The sequence below is a fragment of the Pseudomonas sp. GL_093 genome (assembly GCF_057837605.1).
Map to the genome: position 1 here is coordinate 3156542 of NZ_CM174448.1, position 20335 is coordinate 3176876.

Annotated in this window: 22 protein-coding genes; 9 read left to right on the top strand and 13 right to left on the bottom strand. The window is 61.1% G+C overall.

Annotated features, from left to right (window positions below; genetic code table 11):
• Positions 1-105 precede the first annotated feature (105 nt).
• Positions 106-849, top strand: a complete 744-nt coding sequence (locus AC3IUE_RS14595) for an SDR family NAD(P)-dependent oxidoreductase (protein WP_489268336.1) — start codon at positions 106-108, stop codon at positions 847-849.
• A 1181-nt stretch (positions 850-2030) separates the two neighbouring features.
• Here the strand turns inward: AC3IUE_RS14595 and AC3IUE_RS14600 are convergent.
• The 11 genes from AC3IUE_RS14600 to AC3IUE_RS14650 form a co-directional block, all read right to left on the bottom strand.
• A complete protein-coding gene (locus AC3IUE_RS14600; RefSeq protein ID WP_489268337.1) occupies positions 2031-3524 on the bottom strand; it encodes a cytochrome D1 domain-containing protein in 1494 nt (497 codons plus the stop codon).
• Positions 3521-4360 (bottom strand): uroporphyrinogen-III C-methyltransferase, encoded by an 840-nt coding sequence (gene cobA, locus AC3IUE_RS14605; protein WP_150655768.1) that lies wholly within the window; start codon positions 4358-4360, stop codon positions 3521-3523. Before cobA ends, AC3IUE_RS14600 begins: the two co-directional genes overlap by 4 nt.
• A 70-nt stretch (positions 4361-4430) precedes the next feature.
• Entirely contained in the window at positions 4431-5609 is a 1179-nt protein-coding gene (nirJ, locus tag AC3IUE_RS14610) for a heme d1 biosynthesis radical SAM protein NirJ (RefSeq protein WP_489268339.1), read from the bottom strand.
• A gap of 183 nt (positions 5610-5792) precedes the next feature.
• Positions 5793-6308 carry a siroheme decarboxylase subunit beta gene (gene ahbB, locus AC3IUE_RS14615; RefSeq protein WP_489268341.1) on the bottom strand — a complete coding sequence of 172 codons (516 nt, stop codon included), beginning with the start codon at positions 6306-6308 and terminating at the stop codon, positions 5793-5795.
• Complete coding sequence (locus tag AC3IUE_RS14620) at positions 6283-6726, bottom strand: Lrp/AsnC family transcriptional regulator (RefSeq protein WP_489268343.1); 444 nt, start codon at positions 6724-6726, stop codon at positions 6283-6285. The genes ahbB (AC3IUE_RS14615) and AC3IUE_RS14620 overlap by 26 nt, the downstream gene beginning before the upstream one ends.
• Entirely contained in the window at positions 6719-7234 is a 516-nt protein-coding gene (gene ahbB, locus AC3IUE_RS14625) for a siroheme decarboxylase subunit beta (protein ID WP_489268345.1), read from the bottom strand. Before ahbB (AC3IUE_RS14625) ends, AC3IUE_RS14620 begins: the two co-directional genes overlap by 8 nt.
• The gene (locus tag AC3IUE_RS14630; RefSeq protein ID WP_046046547.1) at positions 7231-7689 is read right to left on the bottom strand and encodes an Lrp/AsnC family transcriptional regulator; all 459 of its coding nucleotides are present in this window, start codon (positions 7687-7689) and stop codon (positions 7231-7233) included. Before AC3IUE_RS14630 ends, ahbB (AC3IUE_RS14625) begins: the two co-directional genes overlap by 4 nt.
• 1 nt (position 7690) lies before the next feature.
• Positions 7691-8869, bottom strand: a complete 1179-nt coding sequence (locus tag AC3IUE_RS14635; protein ID WP_489268348.1) for a cytochrome D1 domain-containing protein — start codon at positions 8867-8869, stop codon at positions 7691-7693.
• On the bottom strand, positions 8866-9192 hold the full coding sequence (locus tag AC3IUE_RS14640) for a c-type cytochrome (protein ID WP_046046545.1): 327 nt from the start codon (positions 9190-9192) through the stop codon (positions 8866-8868). The genes AC3IUE_RS14635 and AC3IUE_RS14640 overlap by 4 nt, the downstream gene beginning before the upstream one ends.
• Before the next feature lie 16 nt (positions 9193-9208).
• Entirely contained in the window at positions 9209-9523 is a 315-nt protein-coding gene (locus tag AC3IUE_RS14645) for a c-type cytochrome (protein ID WP_489268350.1), read from the bottom strand.
• 24 nt (positions 9524-9547) lie between these two features.
• Complete coding sequence (locus AC3IUE_RS14650; protein ID WP_489268352.1) at positions 9548-11236, bottom strand: cytochrome D1 domain-containing protein; 1689 nt, start codon at positions 11234-11236, stop codon at positions 9548-9550.
• Positions 11237-11435: 199 nt separating this feature from the next.
• On the opposite strand from AC3IUE_RS14650, the gene AC3IUE_RS14655 reads away from it, so the two are divergent.
• The 6 genes from AC3IUE_RS14655 (at position 11436) to AC3IUE_RS14680 (ending at position 17133) form a co-directional block, all read left to right on the top strand.
• Positions 11436-12239: a CbbQ/NirQ/NorQ/GpvN family protein gene (locus AC3IUE_RS14655; RefSeq protein ID WP_046046542.1), complete on the top strand. Its 804-nt coding sequence runs from the start codon at positions 11436-11438 to the stop codon at positions 12237-12239.
• Positions 12223-12810, top strand: coding sequence for a cytochrome c oxidase subunit 3 (locus AC3IUE_RS14660; RefSeq protein WP_489268354.1), 588 nt, complete (start codon positions 12223-12225; stop codon positions 12808-12810). Before AC3IUE_RS14655 ends, AC3IUE_RS14660 begins: the two co-directional genes overlap by 17 nt.
• Positions 12811-12820: 10 nt before the next feature.
• Positions 12821-13078, top strand: coding sequence for a cytochrome C oxidase subunit IV family protein (locus AC3IUE_RS14665; protein ID WP_489268356.1), 258 nt, complete (start codon positions 12821-12823; stop codon positions 13076-13078).
• Positions 13079-13341: 263 nt separating this feature from the next.
• Positions 13342-13782, top strand: coding sequence for a c-type cytochrome (locus tag AC3IUE_RS14670; protein ID WP_033062194.1), 441 nt, complete (start codon positions 13342-13344; stop codon positions 13780-13782).
• Positions 13783-13785: 3 nt separating this feature from the next.
• A complete protein-coding gene (locus AC3IUE_RS14675) occupies positions 13786-15213 on the top strand; it encodes a cbb3-type cytochrome c oxidase subunit I (RefSeq protein ID WP_056739455.1) in 1428 nt (475 codons plus the stop codon).
• 78 nt (positions 15214-15291) lie between these two features.
• Positions 15292-17133 carry a nitric oxide reductase activation protein NorD gene (locus tag AC3IUE_RS14680; protein ID WP_489268358.1) on the top strand — a complete coding sequence of 614 codons (1842 nt, stop codon included), beginning with the start codon at positions 15292-15294 and terminating at the stop codon, positions 17131-17133.
• A 173-nt stretch (positions 17134-17306) separates the two neighbouring features.
• Here the strand turns inward: AC3IUE_RS14680 and AC3IUE_RS14685 are convergent, their stop codons facing one another.
• Positions 17307-17507 carry a protein DnrP gene (locus AC3IUE_RS14685; RefSeq protein ID WP_218536985.1) on the bottom strand — a complete coding sequence of 67 codons (201 nt, stop codon included), beginning with the start codon at positions 17505-17507 and terminating at the stop codon, positions 17307-17309.
• A complete protein-coding gene (locus AC3IUE_RS14690) occupies positions 17504-18187 on the bottom strand; it encodes a Crp/Fnr family transcriptional regulator (protein ID WP_046046537.1) in 684 nt (227 codons plus the stop codon). Before AC3IUE_RS14690 ends, AC3IUE_RS14685 begins: the two co-directional genes overlap by 4 nt.
• A 447-nt stretch (positions 18188-18634) precedes the next feature.
• Here AC3IUE_RS14690 and AC3IUE_RS14695 point away from each other — a divergent pair, with 447 nt between their 5' ends.
• Together AC3IUE_RS14695 and AC3IUE_RS14700 are read left to right on the top strand one after the other, a co-directional pair.
• Positions 18635-19825, top strand: coding sequence for an NnrS family protein (locus AC3IUE_RS14695; protein ID WP_489268360.1), 1191 nt, complete (start codon positions 18635-18637; stop codon positions 19823-19825).
• Between the two features lie 25 nt (positions 19826-19850).
• Complete coding sequence (locus AC3IUE_RS14700; RefSeq protein ID WP_056739461.1) at positions 19851-20291, top strand: CopD family copper resistance protein; 441 nt, start codon at positions 19851-19853, stop codon at positions 20289-20291.
• Positions 20292-20335: the final 44 nt, after the last annotated feature.

Sequence of the window (20335 nt, forward strand, 5' to 3'; positions counted from 1 at the left end):
ATTGAAAAAGTCTGATCGCGGTCAAGTCGTTTTTTCTTCTCCTGTTCAAAGATAGGGCTCGCTATGTCCCCAGTGCTTGGCATCCGTGATGCCCAGGAGTAAATGATGAAAACCGAGTTTCAGGATCGTTTGGCGGTGGTCACGGGTGCCAGCTCCGGGATTGGCCTGGCACTGTGCGCCGCGCTGTTACCGCGCGGGGTCAAGGTGCTGGCGATGTCACGGACCCTCGGTGAATTGCCGGCCTTGCAACAGATCTACGGCGAGCGATTGCAGTGGCTTGCCGGGGATGTCACGAGTCAGCAAGACCTGCGCGAGTTGGCCGAGCGTGCTGCGGCGATGGGTCCCGTGGACTATCTGGTGCCCAATGCGGGGATTGCCGAAATGGCTGACAGCCTGGATATGCAGGCCTTCCAGCGTCAGTGGGCGGTTAATGGTGCCGGGGCGTTGAATACTCTGGCGGCGTTGCGGGGTGAATTGGCGAGCCCGGCTTCGGTGGTGTTTGTCGGGAGTTTTCTGACCGGTTCGAGCTTCCCGGGGTTGGCTGCGTGCATTGCCAGCAAGGCTGCGCTGGCGGCTCAGGCGCGGACGCTGGCGGTGGAATTTGCGAGTTTTGATGTGCGCATTAATCTGGTCTCGCCGGGGCCGACGGCTACTTCGATGTGGGACAACCTGGGGTTGAGCGAGGGGGAGCTTGGCGATGTTGCCGACACGCTGGGGAAACGTCTGTTGCCGGGGCATTTTCTTGATGCGGCGGCGGTGGCCAATGTGATTGTTTTTCAGCTGTCGCAGGGGGCTCGGGGTGTTTATGGTCAGGATTGGAAGGTTGATAACGGTTACACCTTGGGCTGAAGGGTAAATATTTACGTTCGGAGTACATATCCGTTGCTGCGGTGATGGCGGCTTAGGGTTCCGCCCTTACGGCGGGTTACTTGGAAGAGCGCCAAGTAACCAAACGCTCTTGCCCCTGACGTACGGTGCCTCGCCTAGGCTCGGCATGCCCTCGCTCCGGTCCTGCTCCGTGGGCCCGCCGCCATCGGCCATCCATGGCCGGGGGCGGCTACCGCGGCATCCTTGCCGCGGTGCCCACTGCGCAGAACCTGCGCTCGGCCTTCCGACGGGGCAGATCAAGATCAAAAGCCAAAACGAGGCGGCCTGATAGCCGACCTGATGTCTATCAAGGTCATCGGCGGTGGACACCTATGTCATGCCCGCCAAAAATCCAACTGTGGGAGCGAACCTGCTCGCGAAGGCGGACTGACATTCAACATTGATGTCGACTGACAGGGCCTCATCGCGAGCAGGCTCGCTCCCACAGGGGAAATGCGTACGCTTGAAGAGACAGGCCGGCCTGATAGCCAACCTGATGTCTATCAAGGTCATCGGCGGTGGATACCTATGTCATGCCCGCCAAAAATCCAACTGTGGGAGCGAGCCTGCTCGCGAAGGCGGACTTACATTCAATATTGATGTCGACTGACAGGGCCTCATCGCGAGCAGGCTCGCTCCCACAGGGGAATGCGTACGCTTGAAGAGACAGGCCGGCCTGATAGCCAACCTGATGTCTATCAAGGTCATCGGCGGTGGACACCTATGTCATGCCCGCCAAAAATCCAACTGTGGGAGCGAGCCTGCTCGCGAAGGCGGACTTACATTCAATATTGATGTCGACTGACAGGGCCTCATCGCGAGCAGGCTCGCTCCCACAGGGGAATGAGTACGCTTAAAGAGACAGGCCGGCTGGTAGGCCGCCTCGCTTTGGCTTTTGCGGTGCCCGCACCCTCGAGAGGCCGAGTGGAGGTTCTGCGCAGTGGGCAACCCGGCATGGATGCCGGGTTAGCCGCCCCCGGCCATGGATGGCCGATGGCGGCGGGCCCACGGAGCAGGACCGGAGCGAGGGCATGCCGAGCCTGGGCGAGGCACCGAACGAAAGGGGCAAGAGCGTTTGGTTACTTTGTGCTTTTCAAAGTGACTCGCTGTAAAAGCGAAACCAATAGAAGCCGTTATCGTAGCAACGGATATACACCCAAAACCTAATGCGAAGTCCCCTCAGCAAACTCAATCTTGTTCCCCACGTTGTACTTACCCGAAGGCTTGTTCATCGGAATACGTTTGATCTCCTTGAGAGAGTTGCTGTCGTAAACAATCAGCGCACCGTCGGTGGCCCAAATGCTCAGCAGCAGGAAACGGCCATCCCGAGTGAACTCAACATGAGCGGCAGTTTTCCCGGGCATCGGGCGCAGTGTGTGGGCAATTTCAAGCGTCTGTTTGTCAATCAGGTGGATCGCATCGTTGTCCGGCCCAAAGAACACATCACTCCAGGCATACCGTGAATTGACGTGACTGCGCATGAAAAACCCCGGCCCGAGAGTCGGAATTTCCTTGATCAGTTTCCAGGTCTTGAAGTCGATGACCGAGATCAGCCCCTTGCTGATATTCGGCGTGGCGAACACCCACTCACCGTTACGTTTCCAATAAGTCCCCGAGCCCAAATGCGGCATGCCTGGCAGCGGTATGTCGGTGATCACCTTGCCGCTGTCGAGATCGATCACCTGACCGCCCTGGGCCTTGCGCGACGTCGCCAGCAACTGCTTGTAGTCCGGTGAAAAAGAGAAATCGTCGAGGAAATCCCCGGCAGGTATCCGCCGTGGTTGGAAATCCGGTGTGCCAGCCCAGGACAGTTCCCAGACTTCCTTCACGTCCTTGAGCGCCACGATGAAACTGTCCCGCGGCGGGGCAGAGTAGACCGCGCTGACCCGTGACGCGGTGCCGTCCTGACCGATCGTGGGAATGGTTTTCACCAGTGACAGATCGCGGGCATCGAGCACCACCACGTTGCCGGGCAAATAGTTGCCCACCAGCACCCAGCGTCCATCCTTGCTGACCGCCAGGTTGCGGGTGTTGAGGCCGGCGCGGACCTCGGCGATCAGTTTCAGGTTGTGCAAGTCATACAGGCTGATCCAGCCGTCACGGGAGGCGAAGTAGACGAAGCGTCCGTCCGGCGAGAACTTCGGCCCGCCATGCACGGCGAAGTGCGAAGCAAACCGCGCCAGCACCTCAAAGCGGTCACCGTCGAGGATGTCGATGTGATGGTCGCCGGCTTCCACCACCACGAACAGGTTCAGCGGATCGGCGCCATGCTGGGGCGTGGTGGGCAGCTTGCTGAGGTCCGCGAGCATCGTGTGACTGCCGAGAATGTCGTCATTGCTCCAGGTGGGCGGGGTGGCGGGCGGTTGCTGAAGGTAGTCCACCAGCGCGTCGATCTGCGCGGGGCTGAACACGTTGGCATAGCCGGTCATCTGGCTCGCGGGGCGGCCGTTCTGAATCACGCTGCGGATTTCATCGGGTTTGATCCGGCTGAGACTCTCCGGCAACAACGCCGGCCCCGCACCGCCGAGACGGTTAATGCCATGACAACTCTGGCAATGCTGCTGATAGTTTTCCGCGGCGTGTTCAAGTGCCGGATTCGTAGCGCCGGCATGGGCCGCACCGACCCATAACAAGGGGGCAAGGATCAGACGCCTCATATCGCCACCTTGGCATGGCGTTGCAGCGCTTGGGCCGGGTAAAGCCGCGCCGGGTATTCAAGTTGTTCTGCGCCAAACAGATCGACCACCGTGCCGATCACCGTCAGCGTCGGAATGCCCGGTGGACAATCCAGCGCCAGGGTCGGCAATTGGTGCAGCTTGCCACGGGCGACGTGCTGGTCGGGACGCGTGCCGTTGCTGATCAGCGCCGCCGGCGTATCGGCCGACAGCCCGGCTTCGATCAAGCGTTGAGCGATGATCCCCAGGTTCGACAAGCCCATGTAAAACACCAAGGTCTGGCTACTGTCGGCGAGGCTGCTCCAGGGCAGCGACAACTCGCCATCGCGTTGCAAATGGCCGGTGATGAACCGGCAGGAATTGACCAGGTCGCGGTGGGTCAACGGTATGCCCGCGTAGGCGCTGCAGCCGGACGCGGCGGTGATGCCCGGGACCACCTGGCAGTCGATGCCGCGTTGCAGCAGGTACTCCAGCTCTTCGGCACCCCGACCAAAAATGAACGGGTCGCCGCCCTTGAGCCGGACCACACGCTGCCCTTGATCGGCAAGGTCGGCCAGCAGTTCGTTGATCTGTTCCTGGGGCAGGCTGTGGCAGCCGCTGGCCTTGCCGACGTAATGGCGGGCGCAGGTGAGAGGGATCAACGACAGTAGCTCGGGGCTGATCAGTCGGTCATAGACCACGGCGTCGGCCTGCATCAACAGGCTCCAGGCGCGCAGGGTCAGCAGGCGTGGATCGCCGGGGCCGGCGCCGACCAGGGCAACTTCGCCCGGCCGGAACGGGGACTCAAGTGTGGCCGGTATAGCAATCGATGGAGGCATGGGACGTCCTTGGTGCTTCATCAGGTTGGCCGGCCCCAGCCTTTGTCAGGTGGTTGGCCGGACGGGCTATTCAGTGGGTGATGCAAGGGATGTTTACTGACGGCGGAATTCCGATTTCGTCATCGCTGAGGTGGCAGCCGGGGTCCTGGCCCCACAAATCACCCTCGGCCCAGGCGCGGGTTCGGGTGTTCCCGTTGCAGATGGGCAACCAGCGGCATTGCGCGCAACGACCGCCGACGGCGCGGGGGTGTTCACGCAGGCGCGATAGCAGGGCATCCGGCTGATCCAGCCACAACGTGCGGAACGGCGTGCGTCGGACATTGCCCACAGAGTGCTGCCACCAGTAGGTGTCCGGGTGCACTTCGCCGGTGTTGTCGATGTTGGCGATGCCGCTGCCCGAGGCGTTGCCACCCCAGGCACGGAGCATTTTTTCCAGACGTGGGTAATGCTCAGGCAGATGAAGGCCTGCCCATTGCAGCAGCAGAATGGCGTCGGCGTCATTGTTGCCGCTGACAAAATCGCTGTCGCGGCCCTGTTGGATGTCTGCCCAGGCCCGCTCAAAGATCAACGTCATGGCTTCGCGGCTCATCTGCTGGTGCGCGTCGAGTTTGCGACTGCGTTTACCGCGACCGCTGTAGTTGAGGTGCGACAGATAGAACTTTTGCACGTCGTACTCGCGCATCAGCGCCAGCAGTTGGGGCAGTTGTTGATGGTTCTCCTGGGTCAGGGTGGTGCGCAGCCCGACGCGAATGCCCTGCTCGCGACAGAGCCGGATCGCCTGCATGGAACGGGCGAAGCTGCCCTTGAGTTGGCGGAAAGCGTCATGGGTGGCTTCCAGGCCATCGATGCTGATCCCGACGTAGTCGAAATTCGCCGCGCTGATCTGCGCGATGTTCTGCTCATCGATCAGCGTGCCGTTGGTGGACAAGGCCACAAAGAAACCCTTGGTCCGGGCGTAGGCGCTGAGCACAAACAGATCCTCGCGCAACAGCGGTTCGCCACCGGAAAGAATCAACACCTTGACGCCGGCATCGTGCAGGTCGTCAATCACGGTCAGCGCAGCGGCCGTATCCAGTTCGTCGCGAAAGACACTGTCGGCCGAGGTGGCGTAGCAGTGTTTGCAGGTCAGGTTGCAGCGTCTGAGCAGGTTCCAGATCACCACCGGCGCCCGATTGCTGCCAGGTGGACTGGTTCTGGGCGCAGGGGCCTGGCCGGCCAGTGCACGCAGGTATTGGCTGATCCTCAACATGCAACTCTCCTTGAGTCGGGAACGTGTTCAGCGCGGATGCCCGTAGCAGCTGTCGAGCTTGCGAGGCTGCGTTCGGCTGCGAAGCAGTCGTGAAATCAGTCGATACGGTGTTTCAGATAAACCTCGCACACCGGTTTTACGACTGCTTCGCAGCCGAACGCAGCCTCGCAAGCTCGACAGCTGCTACAAGGTCTGCGTTGAACTGACTGGCGTTAAACGCAAGCCGGTTTTTTTCAGGATGCGGCTGCTCACCAGCATCTCGTCGGCCCCACAGGCGTCGCCCAGCAAGTAGCGCAGGTGCTCGCGGTAGTTGTTGATTTCATCGCTGCTGCGGCCATGCACCATGGCGAACAGGTTGTAGCGCCAGTCGGCTCGGCGCGGGCGGCGATAGCAGTGGCTGACGAAGGGTTGCGCGCCGATCAGTGCGCCGAGGCGCGGCATGTCGGTGTCGCGCACATCCCAGACCGTCATGCCGTTGTGGCGATAGCCCAGTCGGTAGTGATTGGGCACGGCGGCAATCCGCCGAATCGCGCCCTCGGCTTGCAAGCGCTTGAGCAGATCCAGGGTGGCTTCGATGTTCAGCCCCAGCTGTTCGGCGAGCCACGCCCACGGGTCGTCCAGCAGCGGCAGACCGGCCTGGGTCAACACGATCAGGCGCTGGACGAGGGTGTCTTCAGGCCGGGAAATACAGACCGACATGGTAGGTCTCCTCTTTGGGCAGGTTGAGCAGCGGCAAGCCGGTCAGGGTTTCGATGTGGAGCAGGGTCTCGGTCAGGTCATGTTCAGTTGCGCAGGCGAGCACGAACCACATGTTCCAGGCGTGCTCGCGTCGGTAGTTGTGCGCCACTTCCGGTAGGCCCTGCAGTTGCTCGGCGACGTCTTCAAAACGTTCTTCCGGGACCGCCAGCGCGGCGAGGGTGAAGGCGCCGCCCAGCCGTTCGATGTCGAACATCGGGCCGAAGCGTGTGAGCACGCCGTCATCGAGCAGGGCATGCAGTCGGCCGAGCAGTTCAGTGCTGCTGGTCTCCAGTTCGTCCGCCAATACCCGCCAAGGGTGGCGCACCAGCGGCAGGCCCAGTTGCAAGCGGTTGATCAGGCGACGGTCGAGGTCATCCATGGGTCGGTGCTCCTGTGCGCGAGGGCGCAAAGCGTCCGCCGCACTGTTTGAAGACCTGGGTGCTGAACAGCAATTGATGGGGCAGGTCGCTCAGCAGATGCTCTTCCAGCAACGTCTGGATCTGCGCCTCCACCTGGTCACGTTGACGCCCGTGCACCATGCAAAATAGGTTGTACCGCCACTGCGGCAAGCGCCGGGGTCGTTGATAGCAGAGGGTAATGCCGGGCGCTCGCCCCAGGCGCTGGCCGACTTCGTCGATCAGCGCGTCGGGAATGTCCAGCACCAGCATGGCGTTGGCGGTAAAGCCCAGCGCGCGATGGTGCAGCACCAGGCCGATACGGCGAAACAGCCCTTGCTCGCTCCATTGGCGCATTTGTTCGAGCACCTGGTTTTCGTCAGCGCTTATCCGTTCAGCGAGGGATTGATAGGGGCGCGCTACCAGCGGCAATCCGCCTTCGAGATGCCGGCGCAGCGCCAGCGCTTGTTGGGGGCTCAATCCGGGCTTCATGAGTTTTCTCCCAAGGCAAAACCCAGGTCGATGCGGTAGGCGGTCAACATCGGCAGGTCCAGCGGCATGAGGCCGGTGTCGTTCTCCAGTTCTTTGAGCACGCGGTCGATGTGTTGGCGATCAGGGGCGGTCAGCACAAACCACAGGTTGTAGAAATGCTCCCGTGCGTAGTTGTGATTGACCTCCGGGTACTGACTGACGCGATCGGCCACTTGTTGCAGGCGTTCGGCGGGTACGGCGAGGGCGGCGAGGGTGCTGGCCCCGGCGCGGCTGTGTTCGAACACCGGGCCGATCCGTGAGAGGGTGCCGGCCTGATCCATTTCTTCCAGGCAGGTCATTACTTGCGATTCGCGGCACCCGAGAATCCGCGCCATCTCTTTGTACGGTGACGGGCACAGCGGCATGCCGTGCTGGAAGCGGTCGATGAGTTGGCGGCTGAGCAGTTCAAGGTTCATTTCAATACCCCATTTTCTGCGCGCGACTGCTGAAGAAGATGCCGCTCGGCGCACTGGCGGGCAGGGTGCTCAGCAGCTTGAGGCTGTACGGATCCCAGACTTGCACCTGATCGCCGTCGCGTAACGACAGCCACAGCTGGTCGCCGCGTGCGGTGAATTCCATGTGCAGCACCGCTGGCCCCGGCTTCAGATCCGCGACCACGGCATGGGTTTCGGTGTCGATGACCTGAACCCGATCATTGTCCGGGTAGGCGAAGTTGACCCACAGCTGCCGACCGTCCGGGCGCGAGGTGACGAACACCGGTTGACCGGCAACCGGGATCACAGCGGTCTGCTGCCAAGTGCGTGAATCCATCACCAGCACTTGATGCCGGCCAACGGCGGGCACGAAGGCCTGGTTATCGGCGACGGCCCAGCCCTCCAGGTGCGGCATCTTGTAGACCGGGAGTTTCGCCTGGCCGCGTCCGTAATCACCGAGTACCCGCTGCACACCGCGCTCTGGATGCCAGAGGTCGAGTTGGGCCATGCCGTCCTCACCAAACAGGCCGGCCATGTAATAGCGCCCATCGGGAGTTATCAGGGCGTCGTAGGGTTGCTCACCGATACCGGTGAAACGGCTGATTTGCGGTGTGCCGCCCTGACTGAAATCGGCGGTCCAGATCTCGCCGGTATCGAACAGGCTGAACACAAAACGTTGCCCCGGCGCGTCGACCAGGCCGACCACCCGGGAGCGCTTGCTGCCATCGGCCAGGGGCGTGGCCGGAATATCGGCCACCTGCTGCAGGGTGTCGGCATCGAACACCTTGACCCCGCCGGGCACGTAGTTGGACACCGCGATCAACTTGCCGTCCTGACTGATGGCGCCGCCAATGCTGTTGCCGCCCTGGATGACGCGATGATCGATACGCCGGGTCAGCAAATCGATTTTGCTCAACCCGCCGTCGCGGCCGAATACATAGGCGAAACGCTGGTCACGGGAGAACACCACCGAGGCATGGGACAGGTCGCCGAAACCCTCGAGTCGGGCCAGCGCGGTGTGGGTGTCGCTTTCGATGATTTGTACGCTGCCGGTGGCGCGCTCCACGACCACGCCCAAGTCGCCAGTGCCGCGCAACGGTGGCTGAACGCAAGCGGACAACAACAGCCCGGTCGCCGCTGACAGCAGGATTGAACGGATCATGGTGCGGGATATCCCTGGAGAAGAAGATCGACCAGCCAACGGATGTCGTCGGGGCTGAGCAACGGGGCCCAACCGGGCATCGCGGTGCCGGGCCGGCCTTGGGTGACGGTGGCAATCAGGCTGTCCCGTGACTTGCCGGCCAGCGCCGCGCGCGTCAGTTCGGGGCCTAGCCCACCGGTGAGGTGCAGCCCATGGCAGGCGCCGCAGTCCTGGGTCAGCAGGTGTTCGAGTTGCGCCTGACGCTGGGCGTCAGGCGCCGCAACTGCGGTTGCGCAAATGAGGAGGAGGGCCGCCAGAATCACAGCGTGTCGATAAACCATCATGACGCCCTCCAGGCGGTTATTTGAGTGTCAGTACCCAGGTCGCGAGAATTTTCGCTTCTTCTTCAGTCACCGGGTTGGCCGGCATGGGCATCGGGCCCCAATTGCCTTGTGTGCCGTTCTTGATGTGGCCGGCCAGGGTGTCCACGGCCCCGGGTACGCCAGCGTTCTTGGCCGCCACATCCTTGAGCGCCGGGCCGACAATCTTGGTGTCGATGGAATGACAGGCAGCGCAGGGTTTGCTCTTGAACAGCTCCAGCGCGTCTTGGGCCATGGCCGGCTGCGCACTCAGCGCAGCGGTCAGGGCGAACAGTGAGAACAGAGTATTTTTCATGGTGTTTCCTTGCATTGATGGAGCTCAATAGATGTCGTGTTGGGTGTTGTAGACGTTGAACTTCCCGGTGGGTGTGATCAGTCGTTTGTCCTTGATGACTGACTTGAGCTTCAGTGTTTTGTCGTCGATCACCACCAGCGCCGACTCGTCTGCCTGGCCGCTCCAGACGGAGAACCAGACTTCATCGCCGGCCTTGTTGAATTCCGGTTGCACGACGCGCATCGCGCCTTGCTTGATGCCCGCGTATTCCGCGATGGGCAGCACGGTGTAGCCGGCGTCGAGCTTGTCGATGTCGAATACCGCCACCGATTGGCTGAGCTTGGCGTCCGGGTTGAGGGTGGTGTCGACGTACAGGTGGCGAGAGTTAGGGTGGGTTTTGATAAACAGCGATCCGCCGCCCTGGCCCTTGAGTGAGGCGACCTGCTTCCAGGCGTATTGCGGGTGTTTGGTCGGGTCGGTGCCGATCAGCGAGATGCCGTCATCACCCAGGTGGCTGGTGGCCCAGACCGGGCCGTAGGTCGGGTGATTGAAGTTGGCGCCGCGACCCGGGTGAGGGGTTTTGCCGACGTCCACCAGCGCAGTCAACTTGCGCTCCTTGGAGTCGATCACGGCGACTTTGTTGGAGTTGTTGGCGGCGGTCATGAAGTAGCGGTGCGTGCTGTCCCAACCGCCGTCATGCAGGAAGGGCGCGGCATCGATGTAGGTGACGGTGAGGTTTTTGATGTCCTGGTAATTGACCAGCATCACCTTGCCGGTTTCCTTGACGTTGACGATGAACTCTGGCCATTCGTGGGAGGCGATGATCGCCGCGACTCGGGGTTCCGGGTGATATTCCTGCTTGTCGACGGTCATGCCGCGGGTCGAAACGATCTGCTTCGGCTCCAGGGTTTCGCCATCCATGATGGTGAACTGCGGCGGCCAATAAGAACCGGCGATGGTGTATTTGTCTTCGTAGCCCTTGAACTTGGAGGTCTCGACCGAGCGCGCCTCGATGCCCACTTTGACTTCGGCGACTTTGGTCGGCTCGACCGGCCACAGATCGATCATGTCGATCCGCGCGTCCCGGCCAATCACCAGCAGGTAACGGCCCGAAGCCGATATGCGTGAGATGTGCACCGCGTAACCGGTCTCGATCAGTTTGACGATCTTCTTGCTGTCCCCATCGATCAGGGCGATCTTGCCGTCATCGCGCAATGTCACCGAAAACAGGTTCGGCAGGTTGAGTTTGCTCAGCTGCTTCTTCGGACGGTCCTCGGGTTTGACCAGCACTTTCCAGGTTTTCAGCGTCTCGGCCATGCCCCATTCCGGTGGCGTCGGCGGCGTGTGCTGAATGAACTTGGCCATGACCGTGATCTGATCCTTGGTCAGCGCATTGGACGTCCCCCAATTCGGCATGCCCGCCGGTGAGCCATAGGTAATCAAGGCCTCCAGATACGGTTGCCCGCGGCTCTGGGTAATGTCCGGTGTCAGCGGTTTGCCCGTGGCCCCTTTGCGCAAAACACCGTGGCAGCCGGCGCAACGCTGGAAGTAGATTTCCTTGGATGAGTCGAACTCGGCCTGGCTCATGTCGGGAGCGCCGGCGGTTTTGACCATGGGCGGGTTGGCCGCGGCGGTGGGCTCTTCAGCGCTGGCGGCATGGCTCACCGCCAGGGCCAGTGACGAACACAATGTGGCGAGGGTCAGGGCAAACGTTTTTCTATTGCTGATCAGCATTCCATTTCTCCTCAGGCAAGACCTTTGCGATGTGCTGAAACGGCAGCGCAGAACGCAGGTTCTTAGTGCCGTGCAAGGCTATGCCCGAGCAGGCCATTGTTCGCTTGACGACGATCAAGTTTGCCGGCCATCTCACTTGCCAGGTTGTCGCAGGGGCCCGTAGCGTGTTCCTTGAATCCGCTTTTGGAACAGGCAGCCCATGGACCGTACCCAGTCTTGCGAACACCCGATCGAACCCTTCTACCAACCGCTGAATAATGAGGAGGCGCTGTTCGAACAAGCCTGGCGACACGGCATGCCGGTGCTGATCAAAGGCCCGACGGGGTGCGGCAAAACCCGTTTCGTCCAGCACATGGCCCATCGGCTGAAACTGCCGCTGTACACCGTGGCTTGCCACGACGATCTGAGCGCAGCCGACCTGATCGGCCGTCACCTGATCGGTGCCCAGGGCACCTGGTGGCAGGACGGACCGCTGACCCGCGCGGTGCGTGAAGGCGGCATCTGTTACCTCGACGAAGTGGTCGAGGCGCGCCAGGACACAGTGGTCGTACTGCATCCACTGGCCGATGATCGTCGGGAGTTGTTCCTGGAACGCACCGGCGAAGTGCTGAAGGCGCCGCCGTCCTTCATGCTCGTGGTGTCTTACAACCCCGGCTACCAGAACCTGCTCAAAGGCATGAAACCCAGCACCCGCCAACGCTTTGTGGCGATGCGCTTTGGCTATCCGCCGGTGGCCGATGAGGAACGCATCGTTGCCCGGGAGGCTCAGGTGGACAGCGCGCTGGCGGCGCAAGTGGTGCGGCTGGGCCAGGCGCTGCGCCGGCTCGATCAACATGATCTGGAGGAGGTCGCCTCAACGCGGCTGCTGATTTTTACCGCGCGGATGATCCGCTCCGGGATGAGCCCGCGTGAGGCTTGCATGGCCTGCCTGGCCGAGCCGCTGAGTGATGATCCGCTGACCGTTGCCGCGCTGATGGACGTGGTTGATGTCCACTTCGGCTGAGTCCACGGGCGTCACGCGCCATCACTTGCCGGGCGATCTGGCGATGTGGTTTTTCATTCTGGCCGAGCTGTCGGTGTTCGCCATCCTGATCCTGACGTTCGCCGTGACCCAGGCGCTCAAGCCGCAAATGTTCAGTGAAAGCCGTCTGTTGCTGAACACCTCCACCGGGCTGGCGATGACCCTGAGCCTGCTCACCGCGGGCCTGTTCGCCGCGCTGGCACAGGAGCAAGTCAGGCGCTCACGATCCCGTCACGGCGCGGTCTTCCTGCTGATGGCGTTGCTCGCCGCCAGTGTCTACGTGGTGCTGAAACTCACGGAATACCGGCACTTGCTGGCCTCGGGGCTGGGCATGGAGCACAACACGTTTTTCACGTTGTACTGGATTCTCACCGGGTTTCATTTTCTCCACGTAGTGCTCGGCATGGTCATTCTCGGGTGGCTGGCCGAGCGCTGTCGCCGTGGCCTGTACGACGCCAACACGCGCAGTGGATTTGAATCCGGCGTGCTCTATTGGCACATGGTCGATTTGATCTGGGTCATGCTGTTTCCGCTGGTCTACGTGCTGAGTTGACGAGGTTCTCATGTCTGTTTCCAGGGTTTTGCTCGTCTGTTGGGCGGCGCTCGCGACGTTAAGTGTGTGCACGGTGGCGCTGGCACAGGTTGGCGCGACATCGCTGCTGTCGATTGCCATCTTGCTGGTGGCGGTGGGCAAGGCCTGGCTGATCACCGACGGCTTCATGGAGATGCGCCATGCGCCGCGACTGTGGCGGCGCTTGATGTTGAGCTGGGCGCTGGTGTTGGCCGCGGTGGTGGGGATGACACTGATTTTGTTCCGTTAAACGATCCCTGTAGCAGCTGGCGAAGCCTGCGTTCGGCTGCGCAGCAGTCGTGAAATCATGCACCTCGGTGTTTCAGATTAACCGAGGAGGCAGGATTGACGACTGCTTCGCAGCCGAACGCAGGCTTCGCCAGCTGCTACATGAACCGAGTTCGGCTCACGTGTAATACCCGACCAAAACCATCTGACTTTCTTGATCGCCATCAAGCAGGTTTCGACCCTTCGCTTCCTATCATGGACGGGCCTAGCAAAGAGGAAGCGACCATGTCAGACACCTTCACCAAAGGCATGGCCAGGAACATCTACTTCGGGGGAAGCATTTTCTTCTTCCTGATATTCCTGGCTTTGACCTATCACACGGAACAGACCTTTCCAGAGCGCAGCAATGAAGCGCAGCTCACCGAATCAGTGGTGCGCGGCAAGTTGGTCTGGGAACAAAACAATTGCATCGGCTGCCACACGCTGCTGGGCGAGGGCGCCTACTTCGCGCCTGAGCTGGGCAACGTGTTCCAGCGGCGCGGCGGGGAGGCGGGCTTCAAACCCTTTCTGCATGCCTGGATGAAAATGCAACCACTGGGCGTACCGGGCCGTCGCGCGATGCCTCAGTTCAAGTTGAGTGACCAGGAGGTGGATGACATCGCCGAGTTCCTCAAATGGAGCTCGAAAATCAACACCAATGGCTGGCCGCCAAACAAGGAGGGCTAAGCGATGAGCATTGCTAATCCGCATCTGAAATTCGCCTCGCAAGCCGTGGCCAAACCGTACTTCGTGTTTGCCCTGATCCTGTTTCTCGGTCAGGTGCTGTTCGGTTTGATCATGGGCCTGCAATACGTGATAGGGGACTTTCTGTTCCCGATCATTCCCTTCAACGTGGCGCGGATGGTGCACACCAACCTGCTGATCGTCTGGCTGCTGTTCGGGTTCATGGGCGCCGCCTACTACCTGATTCCGGAAGAGGCCGACCGCGAATTGCACAGTCCGAAACTGGCGATCATCCTGTTTTGGGTATTCGCCGCCGCTGGCGTATTGACGATCCTGGGCTACCTGCTGGTGCCGTATGCCGGCCTGGCCAGACTGACCCACAACGAGCTGCTGCCGACCATGGGCCGGGAGTTCCTGGAGCAGCCGACCATCACCAAGATGGGCATTGTGGTGGTGTGCCTGGGCTTCCTCTACAACATCGGCATGACCCTGCTCAAAGGTCGCAAGACCACCGTCAGCATGGTCATGATGACCGGGCTGATCGGGCTCGCGGTGTTCTTCCTGTTCTCCTTCTATAACCCCGGCAACCTGGCCCGCGACAAGTTCTACTGGTGGTGGGTGGTGCATCTTTGGGTGGAAGGCGTGTGGGAACTGATCATGGGTTCGATGCTCGCTTTCGTCCTGATCAAGATCACCGGTGTGGACCGGGAGGTCGTGGAGAAATGGCTCTACGTGATCATCGCCATGGCGCTGATAACGGGGATCATCGGTACCGGTCACCACTTCTTCTGGATCGGTGCGCCCGAGGTCTGGTTGTGGGTCGGTTCAATCTTCTCGGCACTCGAGCCGCTACCGTTCCTGGCCATGGTGATATTCGCCTTCAGCATGGTGAAGAACCGTCGCCGGCAACACCCGAACCGCGCGGCAACCTTGTGGGCCAAGGGAACCGTCGTCACAGCGTTCTTCGGCGCTGGCGTCTGGGGCTTTTTGCATACCCTTGCGCCGGTCAACTTCTACACCCATGGCTCGCAACTGACGGCGGCGCACGGCCACCTGGCTTTCTACGGTGCTTACGCGATGATCGTGATGACCTTGATCAGCTACGCCATGCCACGACTGCGCGGGCTGGGTGAAGCAGGCGATGAGCGCTCGCAGACCCTCGAAATCTGGGGCTTCTGGTTGATGACCCTGTCGATGGTGATGATCACGCTGTTCCTCACCGCTGCCGGTGTCGTTCAGGTCTACCTGCAACGCTGGCAGGTCGATGGCGTCGCATTGCCATTCATGGCCACGGTCGAACATCTGCAGGTGCTGTTCTGGGCCCGTTTTGGCGCCGGTCTTGGTTTCCTGGCGGGACTGCTCTGTTACCTGTTCAGCTTCAAGCAACGTGGCCGCGCAGCCTTGCGCGCCCCGGCTGCCGTTGTTCCTTCATGAGTCGCTGTAACGGCTAGAAAAGGTCGGCCCGGCTGATACAGCGGGCCGTTTTTTTGCTTTACAAAAAGGACAATGACCATGGCCTTTACCGTCGAACTGGAAGAGTGGGTCGGCAGCGTCTGGCATCGTTTCATCACCCGGCGCGCCAGCCCGGACTTCCCCGAAGCACGCGTCGAACTGGCCAGTCAGCAACGCCCGCTGGCGCTGCTGTTTCGCGCCATGGGCGGCGCCAACGGCATCGGTGTCGAAGCCGCCAGCGACCGTGATCTGTTGTTGCGGCGCAATGTGCTGCAGCAGATTGCCGGCACCTGCAAACAAGTGCCTTTGGCGTGGTGCGACGAGACGAACCTTCGTCTGCCGTCGAGCCTGGCGGTTTTTCCTGAAGTCGCGCTGAACGAGGAACTCTATCGTTGGCTCGCATTGCTGGCGGCCCAGGCCGGGCAGATGCGGCACTGGGGGCGGGACAATCAGCGCTGGACGCAACAGCTGTTGCGGCGCTATCCCGCGTTGCGTGCCCGGTACAAACGTTTGGTCGATGCCCATCTGCAACTACGCCCGGATCCGGCCACATTGAATCCCGGTGAAGCGGCCTTGGAACGAGCGTTATGCCAGGCGCTACGCGATCCCGGCAGTGTCGAACATTTTCCCCGCAGCGAACGGGCCGCATGGCCGTTGCCGCTGTGGTTGTACCCGCCAGAAAACCTTGCGAGTCCGCAGGCTGCCGACCTCGGTGACGAGTCGGAAGAGTCGCTGACGACCCCGCCCGGTGAGCAGAAAGGCGCAAGTAAACGCGCCACGCGGATCGATGAAGGCAGCCGCGACGGCGGGTTGTTAATCGTGCGCCTGGAAAACCTGTTCAGCTGGACCGAACACGTCGACCTCGATCGTTGGTCAGACGACAGCGAAGATCCGGACGCGGCCAGAGTCGCCGAGGACCTCGACGAGTTGAGCTTGTCGCGTACTCGTCTGCGCAAAGGCGGCGGCCTCAAGCTGCACCTGGATTTGCCACCGGCCGATGTCGACGATATCCCCCTGGGCGAGGGCATCAAGTTGCCGGAGTGGGACTATCGCAAACGGCAAATGCAGGACGCCTTCGTCAATCTGCAAATGATGGTGCCCCGCGACTGCGAGGCGCAGCCATTGCCGCCACGGCTGAAGGCCTCGGCGCACCGTTTGCGCCGGCAGTTCGAGCACCTGCGCAATGATCGCCAATGGTTACGCCAGCAACCCCAAGGGTCTGAACTGGACATGCAGGCCTGGCTGGATTTTCACGTTGAGCGCGAGCATGGCCAATGTGCGGAGCGAGGTCTGTTCATGGAACAACGGCAGACACGCCGCGACCTGGCGTGCCTGTTGCTGGCCGATGTGTCGATGTCCACCGACGCGCATTTGAACGATGAGCATCGGGTGATTGATGTGATCCGCGACACCTTGCTGCTGTTCGGCGAAACCCTGTCGGTGCTGGGTGATGATTTCGCCCTGTACGGGTTTTCCTCGCTGCGTCGTCATCAAGTGCGCATGCAGGAACTCAAGTCCTTCACCCAGCGTTATGACGACAACACCCGCGGTCGCATTCAAGGGCTCAAACCGGGTTATTACACCCGCATGGGCGCCGCCATCCGCCACGCCACCCAACTGCTGGGCAAGAGCAAACGACGCAGTAAGCTGTTGCTGCTGCTGACGGATGGCAAACCGAATGATCTGGATCTGTATGAGGGGCGTTACGGCGTTGAAGACACCCGCGAGGCGGTGCTGGAGGCGCGGTGTCAGGGGTTGACGCCGTTCTGTATCACGATTGACCGCGAGGCCGGGGATTACTTGCCTTACATGTTCGGCGCCAACGGCTACACCTTGATCCGCCAGCCCGAGCAATTACCCCTGCGCTTGCCGCAGTTGTATCGTCAGCTGACCCAGCCGTGATCAACACGGTCTGTAGCAGCTGCCGAGCCTGCGAGGCTGCGTTCGGCTGCGCAGCAGTCGCAAAACCAGTCGCCGCGGTGTGTCGGTTAAACCGTGGGTTCAGGGTTTACGACTGCTTCGTCCGAACGCAGCCTCGCAGGCTCGGCAGCTGCTACAGGGGATAGGTGGGGGCTTCAGGAGATGCTGCGTGGCAGCCAGAAAAACATCGTCACGCAGAAGATCGTCAGGCCGATGCAGAACCACATGAATTGGCGCAGCCGGCGTTCCCCCGCCTGTGCAGCCAATGCCGGCAGGGGCATGCCGCATTGGCGGCATTCGGTTTCTTGTGCGGGGTTGGCGTGTTGGCAATACAGACAGACGGGCATGGCACTCACTCGAACTGTTCCAGGCGCAGACGATCGAGAATGGCGATCTGGCGGCCGTCCTGGGTGATGATTTTTTCATCGATCAGGCGACGGATGATCCGCGAAAAGGTTTCCGGCTGGATCGACAGATGCCCGGCAATCAGTTGCTTGGCCATTGGCAGTTCGAATTGGCTGTCAACGGTTTGCTGGCGCACCAGTTGCGTCAGCAGATAACGCACGACCCGGTGGGTGGCGTTTTTCAGGGACAGGGTTTCGATTTCGTTGACCCGTTGATGCAGGCGAACGCAGAGCTTGCCGAGCAGCGCAAAGGTCAGTCGGCTATTGCTCTGCAGCAGGCGCATGTAGGTGTTGTTGGATAACCGATAGAGCTGAGTCGGGCAGATCGCTTCGGCCGAGGCCACATAGTTCGGGGTGTCCATCAGCATCATCGCCTCGGCGAAGGTTTGCCGATCGCCGATCACCTCAAACACTTTCTCCTGCCCATCCGGTGTCAGTCGGTAGATTTTCACCGCCCCGGCAATCACGAAATAGAACGAGTCTGCCGGCTCGCCCTGGCGGAACAACGGTTCGCCTTTGTCGATGCTCAGCAAGTGGCTGGTACTCATCAATTCATCCAGCTGTTCTTCGTTCAACGGCTCGAACAAGTGATGACTGCGCAGAATCTGGTGATGGACGCGATGAAGCACCATAAGAATTCATCCTGAAGATTGAGGAGGGGGTGGCGATCAAGTCAAACGAGGCCCAGCGAGACGCCGCTGGCCAACGCCAGAACCGAGGTCAACACCACAAACCAGGCCAGTGGCTGGATGACTTTTTTCATGACGACTCCTGGGGATCGAGAAGGATCAAGGTTTCTTTGATTGCTGAAAGCTTGAGCAAGACGCGGGCCATGCTCGTAAGCCTTTGTTTACGGGAGTTGTCAGAGGTAAGGGTACAAAAGACCACAACAAATATGGTTTAAATAACCCTTAAATGGTCATTTGTACCCTGAGCCGCTCCCACAGGGGGCAAGTCCTCTCACCACGGGGTTCGAATGAGCATCGGGGCACGCCCCTTGCACACTTGATCTGCGACAAAGGCAATTGATCGCCAATACCCGATGATTGCCCCATGTAGCAAGGTAAAGGAGTGGCTTTATGCAAGTGCTCGACCGCCGTAAAGCGATGGCCATCGCGCCGCTGTTACGTTTGGCCTTCCGGCCATTTTTCCTCGCCGGCTGCCTTCTGGCAGTGCTGGCCATTCCGCTCTGGCTGGCCGCCTTCAGTGGTGCGCTTTCCGGCTGGCAGCCGGCGGGTGGCTGGCTGGGCTGGCATCGACACGAATTGCTGTTCGGGTTCGGCTTGGCGATCATTGCGGGCTTTCTGCTGACGGCCGTGCAGACCTGGACCGGTCGTCCCGGTCTCAGCGGGCGACCCCTGGCCGCGCTGGCGTTGCTGTGGTTGTTGGCGCGCGTGGCCTGGCTGGTCAATGCACCGTGGCCGGTGCTCGCGGTGCTGGAATTGGCGTTCCCGCTGGCGGTGGCCGCGCTCATGGGTTTCACCTTGTGGAAGGTGCGGCAGAAACGTAACTACCCGATTGCGGTGGTGCTGTTGTTGTTAGCGGCGGCCGACGGATTGTCCCTGTACGGTCTGGTCGAAGGTCATGAAGGCTGGCAGCGTCAAGGCGTGCTGACCGGCCTCTGGCTGGTGGCGGCAATGATGGGGTTGATCGGCGGGCGGGTCATTCCGTTCTTCATACAGCGCGGTCTCGGCAAGGTCGAGGGCGTTACCCCTTGGCCTTGGTTGGATTGGTTGCTGCTGATTGGCTCTCCTCTCGTGGCGTTGTTGTATGCCGCCGGACCAGCACTTGAGCCCACTCTCTGGGTCGGCCTGTTGTTCGCCGTGTTGGCCGCAGGGCATCTGGTGCGTCTGGTTCGCTGGCATGATCGCGCCCTCTGGCGTGTGCCGTTGCTGTGGTCGTTGTACCTGGCGTATGCCTGGTTGGCGGTGGCCTGTCTCGCAATGGCGCTGTGGCATTTCGGTGTGCCGATCAACCCGAGTCTGGCGGTGCATTGCCTGACGATTGGCGCCATGGGCGGCCTGGTGCTGGCGATGATCGCCCGGGTCAGCCTGGGGCATACCGGCCGCGCGCTGGAGCCGCCATCGGGCATGACGTTGGCGTTCATTTTGCTCAACCTGGCCTGTCTGAGCCGGGTCGTGTTGATCCTGTTCTTTCCCCTGCCTGCGTTGTGGCTGGCCGGTCTGTGCTGGGCGCTGGCGTTTGCGCTGTACGCCTGGCGTTATGGGCCGATGCTGCTCCGGGCCCGGGTGGACGGTCATCCGGGCTAACCACGTGAACTGATGGAGGCTGCCGGTGTTATATCCCTTTTTACTGGTCACCCACTTGCTGGCGGCGATTGCCTTCATCGGCACGCTGTTTTTTGAGGTGGTGATCTGGCACCGCGCCCGCCAGCAGTTGGCGGATACCGCGCAAACGACCGCAGATCAAGCGATTGCAGTGCGCTCGCGCAAGGTGCTGCATGGCGTGGTGTTGCTGTTGTATGGCGCCGGCATCAGCCTGGCGTGGCAGCACCGTGGCGTATTGAGTCAGCCGCTGGCCAGCAGTTTTGGCACGTTGCTGAGCCTGAAGATCGTCCTGGCCCTGAGCATCATCGGCCATTACTTCCTGCTGGCGTATTGGCTGAAAAGCGCACGACTGACCGCGACCCGCGCCAGCTGGATTCGCCGCAGCATCCTCGGGCACATGGTGTTGATCGTGATCCTGGCCAAGGCGATGTTCTATTGGCACGGTTGATCGCCCGCCGTCCCTGACAGACAAAACCCGCGTCAACCGGTGGG